7 protein-coding genes and 1 pseudogene are annotated in these 8,930 nt (G+C 64.5%); 4 read left to right on the top strand and 4 right to left on the bottom strand.

The genetic code is table 11. The features are described from left to right. The 3 genes and pseudogenes from A985_RS29085 to A985_RS0109030 form a co-directional block, all read left to right on the top strand. Positions 1 to 295: pseudogene (locus A985_RS29085) on the top strand (4-hydroxyphenylpyruvate dioxygenase); the annotation flags it as partial. A gap of 163 nt (positions 296 to 458) precedes the next feature. Continuing rightward, positions 459 to 1,847, top strand: a complete 1,389-nt coding sequence (locus A985_RS0109025) for an amino acid permease (protein ID WP_017233081.1) — start codon at positions 459 to 461, stop codon at positions 1,845 to 1,847. A 214-nt stretch (positions 1,848 to 2,061) separates the two neighbouring features. Continuing rightward, positions 2,062 to 3,261, top strand: coding sequence for an amino acid aminotransferase (locus tag A985_RS0109030; RefSeq protein ID WP_017233082.1), 1,200 nt, complete (start codon positions 2,062 to 2,064; stop codon positions 3,259 to 3,261). Positions 3,262 to 3,378: 117 nt separating this feature from the next. On the opposite strand, the gene A985_RS0109035 is transcribed toward A985_RS0109030, so the two are convergent. From A985_RS0109035 to A985_RS0109050, 4 genes are all read right to left on the bottom strand, one after another. After that, positions 3,379 to 4,269: an MBL fold metallo-hydrolase gene (locus tag A985_RS0109035; RefSeq protein WP_017233083.1), complete on the bottom strand. Its 891-nt coding sequence runs from the start codon at positions 4,267 to 4,269 to the stop codon at positions 3,379 to 3,381. 57 nt (positions 4,270 to 4,326) lie between these two features. Continuing rightward, on the bottom strand, positions 4,327 to 5,685 hold the full coding sequence (locus tag A985_RS0109040) for an MFS transporter (RefSeq protein ID WP_017233084.1): 1,359 nt from the start codon (positions 5,683 to 5,685) through the stop codon (positions 4,327 to 4,329). Positions 5,686 to 5,749: 64 nt separating this feature from the next. Next, a complete protein-coding gene (locus A985_RS0109045; RefSeq protein WP_017233085.1) occupies positions 5,750 to 6,766 on the bottom strand; it encodes a succinylglutamate desuccinylase/aspartoacylase family protein in 1,017 nt (338 codons plus the stop codon). Between the two features lie 156 nt (positions 6,767 to 6,922). After that, positions 6,923 to 7,816, bottom strand: a complete 894-nt coding sequence (locus tag A985_RS0109050; RefSeq protein WP_017233086.1) for a LysR family transcriptional regulator — start codon at positions 7,814 to 7,816, stop codon at positions 6,923 to 6,925. Between the two features lie 183 nt (positions 7,817 to 7,999). On the opposite strand from A985_RS0109050, the gene A985_RS0109055 reads away from it, so the two are divergent. Beyond that, positions 8,000 to 8,719 carry a glutathione binding-like protein gene (locus A985_RS0109055; RefSeq protein WP_039830110.1) on the top strand — a complete coding sequence of 240 codons (720 nt, stop codon included), beginning with the start codon at positions 8,000 to 8,002 and terminating at the stop codon, positions 8,717 to 8,719. The last annotated feature ends 211 nt before the right edge of the window (positions 8,720 to 8,930 follow it).

The raw sequence follows: 8,930 nt of genomic DNA on the forward strand, positions 1-8,930 counted from the left end.
CGTCGAGCTCATGACCGCGCCGAACGACTTCTACTACGATGCGCTCGAGACCCGTCTGCCCGGCCATGGCCAGCCGATCGGCGAACTGAAGTCGCGCGGCATTCTGCTCGACGGCACGACCGAAGGCGGCAAGCCCCGCCTGCTGTTGCAGATCTTCTCGAAGACGCTGCTCGGCCCCGTGTTCTTCGAGTTCATCCAGCGCGAGGGTGACGACGGCTTCGGCGAAGGCAACTTCAAGGCGCTGTTCGAATCGCTCGAGCGCGATCAGATCGAGCGAGGTACGCTCAAGGTCTGAGTCCGGGGGAGACACGATCGTCGGCACAGTCCGACGATCCCAAAGGACACGGCGACGGCGTCATAAGCGCTGCGCCGTGGCGGCTCAACGGTTCCGGTTCGTTCGCACAGAACGAAACAGAGAAGCGCGCCGCATGGCAATGAAGGTAGGGTAAGGAACAGACATGTCCGCCAATGCACCACAAGAAGGCTCGCTCCACCGCGGCCTGAAGAATCGTCACATCCAATTGATCGCGCTGGGTGGCGCGATCGGCACCGGCCTCTTTCTCGGCATCGCCCAAACCATCAAGACCGCCGGCCCGTCAGTGCTGCTGGGCTATGCCATTGCCGGCGTCATCGCGTTTTTCATCATGCGCCAGCTCGGCGAAATGGTCGTCGACGAGCCGGTCGCCGGCTCGTTCAGCTACTTCGCCAACAAGTATTGCGGGCATTTCGCGGGCTTCGTGTCCGGCTGGAACTACTGGGTGCTCTATGTGCTGGTGTCGATGGCCGAACTCTCGGCCGTGGGCATCTACGTCCAGTACTGGTGGCCGGCCATTCCCACGTGGGTTTCGGCCCTCGTGTGCTTTGGCGTCATCAACGCCATCAATCTCTCCAGCGTGAAGTCGTACGGCGAGATGGAATTCTGGTTCTCCATCATCAAGGTCGCCGCCATCGTCGGCATGATCGGGTTCGGCGGCTATCTGCTGTTCTCCGGCAACGCCGGCCCTGAAGCCAGCGTGACCAACCTGTGGCGACACGGCGGTTTCTTCCCGAACGGCGTATCGGGCCTCGTCATGGCGATGGCCGTCATCATGTTCTCCTTCGGCGGACTGGAACTGGTCGGCATCACCGCGGCGGAAGCGGACAACCCGTCGCACACGATTCCGCGCGCGACCAACCAGGTCATCTACCGCATTCTGATTTTCTACGTTGGCGCGCTCGGCGTGCTGCTCTCGCTGTACCCGTGGGAGAAGGTGGTATCCGGCGGCAGCCCGTTCGTGCTGATCTTCCACGCACTGAACAGCAATGCCGTGGCCAACGTGCTCAACGCGGTGGTATTGACCGCGGCACTATCGGTCTACAACAGCTGCGTGTACTGCAACAGCCGCATGCTCTACGGTCTGGCCGGTCAAGGCAATGCGCCGCGTGCGCTGCTCAAGGTCAACCGTCGTGGCATTCCGCTGCTGGCGCTGGGCGTCTCGGCCGCCGCGACCGCCGTGTGCGTGGTGATCAATTACTTCATGCCCGGCAAGGCGTTCGAACTGTTGATGGGGCTGGTCGTGTCGGCACTGATCATCAACTGGGCGATGATCAGTGTGATCCACCTGGTCTTCCGTCGTGCCAAGGCGCGCGCGGGCGAGACAACGCTGTTCAAGAGCCTCGGCTACCCGCTCACGAACTACCTGTGCCTGGCGTTCCTCGGCGGCATTCTGGTCGTGATGTACCTGATTCCGGACCTGCGCATTTCGGTCTACCTGATCCCGGTGTGGCTGGTCGCGCTCGGCATCGGCTATCGGGTGCGTCAGAAAACAAACCGCGTAGCCCCGATTCAGGCCAGGGCGGCACGCTGAGGTCCCCCGCTCAATGCCGACGGCCACCGGCGGCAGCGGGTTGCAACGCGTCGCGGTCTCGCCTCGGGTACCCCCCCCGGGGCGTACCCGGCGATACCTGACTAGCGGTATCATCAACTGTTTGGCGCCGTCGGGGCCGCCGGAGCCGCACCGACGGTCCGGTGGCCCCCAGCCCGCACTCCACCGACTTTCTCTCGTTTTTCCAGGAACCGCCATGTTCGAACATATCGATGCCTATCCCGGTGACCCGATCCTCTCGCTCAACGAGAATTTCGCCAAGGATCCCCGTACCAACAAGGTCAACCTGAGCATCGGCATCTACTACGACGACGATGGCCGCCTTCCGGTCATGCAGGCTGTGCGAGAGGCCGAAGCGCAGTTGCTCGGCGAGGTCGGTCCGAAGCCGTACCTGCCGATGGCGGGGCTCGCCACCTATCGCGACGCCGTGCAAGCGCTCGTGTTCGGCGACGACTCGCCGGCACGCGCCGACGGTCGCATCGCTACGGTGCAGACGCTCGGCGGCTCGGGCGCGCTCAAGGTGGGCGCCGATTTCATCAAGCGCTACTTCCCCGGCGCGCAGGTCTGGGTGAGCGATCCCACGTGGGACAACCATCGCTTCATCTTCGAGCGTGCCGGTTTCACCGTGAATACGTATCCGTATTACGACGAAGCCACCGGCGGCCTGCGTTTCGACGCGATGGTCGACGCCATCGACAAGCTGCCTGCGCGTAGCGTGGTGCTGTTGCACGCGTGCTGTCACAACCCGACCGGCGTCGATCTGAACGACGCGCAGTGGGTGCAGCTGATCGACGTGCTCAAGAAGCGCGAGTTGTTGCCCTTCGTCGATATGGCGTATCAAGGCTTCGGCTCGGGTCTGGACGCCGACGCGTTCGTGATTCGCGAACTGGCCCGTCAGGGCGTGCCGGCCTTCGTCGCCAACTCGTTCTCGAAGAACTTCTCGTTGTATGGCGAGCGTTGCGGCGGCTTGTCGGTCATCTGCGAGTCGGCGGAAGCGGCGGATCGCGTGCTCGGTCAGCTCACGAGCGCGGTGCGTTCGAACTACAGCAACCCGCCGACGCACGGCGCGAAGATCGTGGCCAAGGTGTTGAGCACGCCGGCACTGCGCAAGTCGTGGGAAGCCGAACTCATGGCCATGTGCCAGCGCATTACGCGCATGCGCGGCGCGATTCACGACGGCCTTCGTGGACACGTCCCCGAGACGATGCTCTCGCGCTACCTCGAGCAGCGCGGCATGTTTACGTACACGGGGCTGTCGGCGACGCAGGTCGATGTGCTGCGTGACACTTACGGCGTCTATCTGATCCGCTCGGGACGCATGTGCGTGGCGGGCCTCAACGAGAAGAACGTGGCGGTGGTGGCCGACAGCATTGCCAAGGTGCTGAGCCACGGCTGAGCGTCGCTCGATACCGGAAGCTCCACGAAAAGGGACGGCGCGTGCCGTCCCTTTTTCATTCCAACGCGGCGTGCTTGACGCGCCGCGCCGCACCGCAAGCTTTTCCGCCGTCTTTCGTCATCCGCGTTCCGTGGCGAGGTACCGCCACGACAGCCCTACCCCATCGCGCACGACCTTGCCCGCCGAGCCCTCGGGAAAGTGGGCTGGGAACACCGTGGTTCCGGCGTCGAGCGCCAGATCGAGCAGCCCGCGGCGAGACTCGCCGGCCTGAACCGGATCGAGACAGAACGCCGAACACCACTCGGGACGATAGACCTGCACGGGGCTGTGCATGACATCGCCGGAAAACAACGCGGTCTCCCCGCGAGACGCGATCGAGATGGCCATGTGCCCTGCGCTGTGGCCCGGCGTCGGCAGAAAGCGAATGCCGTCGAGCACTTGCTCACCGGCGTCGGGCACCTCATGCACAAGACCGGCGTCGAGCAGCGGCAACACGCTGTCCTCGAACACCATTCGGCGTGCGGCACCCGGGCCGGTGTCAAAGAACTCGCGCTCGCGCCGGGCGAAGACATACGTGGCGTTGGGAAAGACCGGCACCCAGCGCTCTCCTTCGCGAAAGGTGTTCCAGCCAACGTGATCGACGTGGAGGTGTGTATTGAACACGTAGTCGACCCGTTGGCGATCAAACCCCGCGGCGCTCAAGCGCTCCAGCACCGGGTTGGACAAGCGGTCGAACAACGGACTGAAGGCGCGCATCTTGTCATTGCCGATGCCGGTGTCGACGACGATCGTCAAGCCGGCGAACTCCACGATCCAGAGATGCGTTTGCAATGCGACGCGTCCATTCGAGTGATCGAACGAGGCCGGCGAGAGCCTTGTCGCGAGATCGGCCCCGGCCTCGGCTTCCCAATCGGGGAACAGTCGCGGCGCGGACAACGCAAACGCGGTCTCGAAGATGCCCGTGATTCGGGCGGATCCCACATGAAAGACGGGTACAGACGGCGTCATGTTCGAACTCCAGGACGTTATCCAGAAGAATAAGCTGCGTATGCAGTGACCGGCGCATCACTCGCTACCGGATGCCAATGCCACCGCGGCGCGGCGCGTGGCAAGCGCATAGCAAAGGAAGCTGGCAATCGCCGCGACCGTCCCCACCAGCGCAAGCGCCGTGCCCAGACTACTTGCCGTTCTTCCAAGGTGCTCGTTGATCGCGCCAACCGCAAACGGCCCCACACTGCCGCTGATGGCATTCGTCATGAAGACGAGCAGCGCGATCGCCCGACCACGCATCCGGTTGGGCAGCGCGATCTGAAGTGGAACAGGCGCGAGCGCCATGGCGATGCTGGCGGCGAACGCGCATACGCCATACAGCACCACTGCCGCCAGACTATGGCTCATCAGCGGCATCGCAAACGCGGCAGGAATCAGTATGGCCGCGCCGCCCGTGGACAGCCCCAGTACCCGGCGCAGCGCACTGCGATCGGTCGCACGCGCGGCGAGCAGGCCCGCGCACACTACACCGAGCACGCCCCCCAGCATATACGCGGGCGCCGCAAGTTCGCCGACCGTCCGGGCGTCGAGCTGAAACTTGCGCATGAGTAGCGACGGAAACCAGGCGGCATGGGCGTAGAAGAGCGTGATCAGCGCTACATACGCGGCGAAGTACGGCAGGCAGAAGCGATTTCTGACGAAGAGTTCTCGCAGCACCTCCCGCATCGACGGCAGGTCGTCCTCGTCGGCGGCGCCGGCACGTCCGAGGCCGCGGCGTGCTGGCTCACGCACCGTGAACAACACCATGGCGCTGAGCAGGAAACCCGGCAGACCGACGGCAACGAAAACGGACTGCCACGGCGTCAGCCCATGGGTCGCCAGCCAGGCGCTCGCGGTGTGATCGCTGCTCAGGGTGAACAGAAAGCCACCACCGAACAATGCCAGCCCGCCGCCGACATACGGCCCCAACATGAAGATGCTGCTGGCGCGAGTGACCTTTCGCGGCGCGAAGAGATCGCTGAAGATCGACAGCACGGCAGGGCTGAGTGCCGCTTCCGCCACGGCCGTCCCGGCGCGCGCGAACAACAGCTCCGTGAAGTTGGTCGCAAACCCGCACAGCACGGTCGATGCCCCCCAGATGGCCACACAGGCCGCGATCAGCTTCACACGATTGGCGCGGTCGACCCAGCGGGCCACGAAAACCCCCGCCGTGGCATAGCACATGGTGAAGGATATCCCTTGCATCAGACCGATCTGCACGTCGGTGAGCCCAAGCGTTTGCTTGATCGGCTGCACGAGAATGCTGACAACCTGACGGTCGAGATAAGAAAACGCAAAGCAAACGAAAAACAGCAGCACCACGTAACCGTAATAGCCGGCACGTCCGTGTTGCTCATCTGCCGGCGTGGCAATGATGGCGGGTTGAGCGCTCATGAGAATGTCCTGTTTGGCATGCAATGTGTCGAGATGACGGAGGCCGGGATCGGCGCAGTACGCGTCAGTCCCAGTGACTGTCGCTGGCGAGCAATGCGATGCAGTCGCCCGGTTCCACTCGGGCGAACGTGCGCATGCACATCACCGTGCCATCGCTGCGGAAGGCGATTTCGCGGGGTGCCTCCCACGGGGCGTGCGGATCGAACAGACGCCCCGCCAGTTGCCCCTCGCGCACGTCGTCGCTCAGCCGGAACGCGGGCTCAAAGACTCCGCCCCGCGGCGCGTAGACGTAATGCCTCGGCCCCTGCACCGCCATGACGCGGGTGTCGTGCGACGGTGCCGGGCCGTCCTCCGACGTGACACCCAGCGCGCGCAGAACGCGTTGCAGACCGGCTTCGACGATGGCGAGGTTGGCGGCGTCGCAACCCGCGCCACCACCAAATTCGCCGCAGAGAAATAGTTTGTCGTGGCGTTGCGCCGCAGCGCCGAAGGTGCGGTCTTCGCCGAGCAGATCCATGACCATCGTGTACGGGGCACCGAAGGCGCGAACCAACTGCAGATAGCTTGTGCGGCGCACGGCATCGACGGGCGGCGCGGCCAGCAAGGTCGGCGTGTGGTCGAACGACGCCCCGCCAGCGTGCAAGTCGATCACGACGTCGGCACGGGGCAGCAACTCGGTCTCGACGTAGTGCGCGATCATCTCGGTCGGCGACCCGTTACGCGCGCCGGGAAACAGCCGGTTCAGGTTGCCCTTGTCGATGGGCGACGTGCGCGTGCCGTTCGCGAACGCCGGAAAATTAAGCCCTGGAATCACGATCAAGCGGCCGCGAATCGACATGGCGGACAGGCGCCGCATCAGCTTCATCAGAGCGATGGGGCCTTCGTATTCGTCGCCATGATTGCCGCCCGTGAGCAGCACCGTGGGCCCCGTGTCCGGGCCCGCGTTCAGCACGGCGACCGGAATCGGGACATGGCCGTAAGCAGACCGGTCGTGAGAGTAAGGCAAGCGCAGCGTGCCGGTCTGAAGACCGGTGCGCTCGTAGTCGATATCGGAAGCGATCAGGGAAGCAGAGTTGTGCATGACGAGAGAGTGAAAAGCCAGGCGACGCCTAGGGTGAATTCACTATCGCAGACGCAAAAATGCTTGACCAATGCCGTTCATTGACCTGGGTGATGCCTCAAACGCATCGCCCGAAGCCGCGGCGGTTGCCGCCGCATTTCGTGGTCCCCGTGGTCGTCAAGCCGCCTGAACGGTCGCCAACTGCTCGATGAACCGTTGCAGGGCGGGCTGCGGCGGATGCTGGGCCGAGTGACAGAAGGCCAACGGCAGCCGCACCGAGAGATCGCGAATGGCGGCAAAACGCACGCGTGCCGGCGGCCGGTCGCGGTTCGCATCGTTGACGATCGCCAGCCCGACACCCGCAGACACCAGCGACAGGATCGCCGCCTCGGTCGACACTTCCTGACGAATGTCGAGCGTCAAGCCGCGCTCGGCGCATGCGGCGATCAAACGATCGTAGTACGCGGGATAAACCGCGCGCGGAAAGGCCACGAAGGGGTGCGCGCGAAGCGACGCGATGTCCACGTCTCCCTCGCGCCCCAACGGCCAGTCTGCCGGCACCGCGAGGACGACATCGTGTTCGAGCAGGGGCACCTCGGCGCATCCTTCGCGCAACGCGCCGAAACGATAACAAAACCCGCCGTCCAGCGTGCCAGCCGCGATGGCGTCGAGCTGCTCGGGCGTGTTCATCGGTATCAGTTCGAGCGCCACGTCTGGCGTGGCGCGTTGAAAGGCATTGAAGGCGGCGGGCACCAGACCGTCCCAGGAAGCGTTCTCGACAAAGCCGATGCGCAACCGGCCGGTGACGCCCGACGCGAGGCGCCGTGCGGTACGGTTCGCGCTTTCGACACGGGCGAGGATGTCACGGGCTTCAGCGAGATAGGCCGTTCCGGCAGCGGTCAGCACGAGGCCGCGCGCCGTGCGCGTGAAGAGCGCCGCCCCGATGGTCTCTTCGAGATCCCGGATCTGCCGGGAGACGGCCGGTTGCGTCACATGCAGAATTTCGGACGCCGCGCGCACGCTCAACTGCTCTGCCACCGCAATGAAATATCGAAGATGCCTGAGTTCCATGGTCTGGCCGAGGAAGGTGCTTCGTGTCTCGCCTGCGCAGACAGCCTCCGCGCGACGGGTCAAAGTGCGAGCAGTCTACCGGAAAAGCCCGACGCCACCGCGCCCGGCAAGCCTGGCGACTTGGCGGTATATTGGTCGTCCCGCGGCGCTGCGCGTCGCTCCAACACGAACGCATCGATCCTCATGTCCGATCTATCCGCCGATCTGTCCCAGTTTCCCATCACGCGCAAGTGGCCTGCCGCGCACCCCGAGCGTCTGCAACTGTATTCGCTGCCCACCCCCAACGGCGTGAAGGCCTCGATCATGCTCGAAGAAATCGGGCTGCCGTACGAAGTGCACCTGGTGAACTTCTCGACCGACGACCAACTCTCGACCGAGTTTCTCGCGCTCAACCCCAACAACAAGATTCCCGCGATCCTCGATCCCAATGGCCCCGACGGCAAGCCGATGCCGCTGTTCGAGTCGGGCGCGATTCTCTGGTATCTCGCCGAGAAGACCGGCAAGCTGCTGCCCGCCGATCCGGCCGCGCGTTACGAAACGCTGCAATGGGTGATGTTCCAGATGGGGGGTGTGGGGCCGATGTTCGGTCAGGTCGGCTTCTTCCACAAGTTCGCGGGCAAGGACTTCGAAGACAAGCGTCCGCGCGACCGGTACGTGAACGAAGCGAAGCGCCTGCTTGCCGTGCTCGACGCGCGCCTGGCGACACACCGGTGGATCATGGGCGACGAGTACACGATTGCCGATATCGCTACGTTCCCGTGGGTGAGAAACCTCGTCGGCTTCTACGAGGCGGGGGAGCTGGTCGGCTTCGACCAGTTCAAGCACGTGCGACGCGCGCTCGACGCGTTCGTTGCGCGCCCCGCCGTGATTCGAGGCCTCGACATTCCGAAGCGCTCCGCCTGAGCCCCCGGATCAGGCCGGAACGTCGACGCGACGATCGGCCTGTCACTGCGAGCAGGGATGCGTTTAGTTGCGCTCACGCCGGACGTCGGACAAACGATCCGGCGGGCTCGATGCGCCCCGCACGAATTACGGCGAAGCAGGCCCCGATGCGGCTGGCGTCGGGCGCGCCGGCGTCACGAACTGCGTCGCCGGCGACGGTAAGCCGCCCGCC

Source organism: Pandoraea sp. B-6 (assembly GCF_000282835.1).
Classification (GTDB): domain Bacteria; phylum Pseudomonadota; class Gammaproteobacteria; order Burkholderiales; family Burkholderiaceae; genus Pandoraea; species Pandoraea cepalis.

Coding starts and splice junctions, on each gene's coding strand:
- A985_RS0109040 (WP_017233084.1), bottom strand. CDS start 5,685: ATGAGCGCTCAACCCGCCATCATTGCCACGCCGGCAGATGAGCAACAC.
- A985_RS0109055 (WP_039830110.1), top strand. CDS start 8,000: ATGTCCGATCTATCCGCCGATCTGTCCCAGTTTCCCATCACGCGCAAG.
- A985_RS0109025 (WP_017233081.1), top strand. CDS start 459: ATGTCCGCCAATGCACCACAAGAAGGCTCGCTCCACCGCGGCCTGAAG.
- A985_RS0109030 (WP_017233082.1), top strand. CDS start 2,062: ATGTTCGAACATATCGATGCCTATCCCGGTGACCCGATCCTCTCGCTC.
- A985_RS0109035 (WP_017233083.1), bottom strand. CDS start 4,269: ATGACGCCGTCTGTACCCGTCTTTCATGTGGGATCCGCCCGAATCACG.
- A985_RS0109050 (WP_017233086.1), bottom strand. CDS start 7,816: ATGGAACTCAGGCATCTTCGATATTTCATTGCGGTGGCAGAGCAGTTG.
- A985_RS0109045 (WP_017233085.1), bottom strand. CDS start 6,766: ATGCACAACTCTGCTTCCCTGATCGCTTCCGATATCGACTACGAGCGC.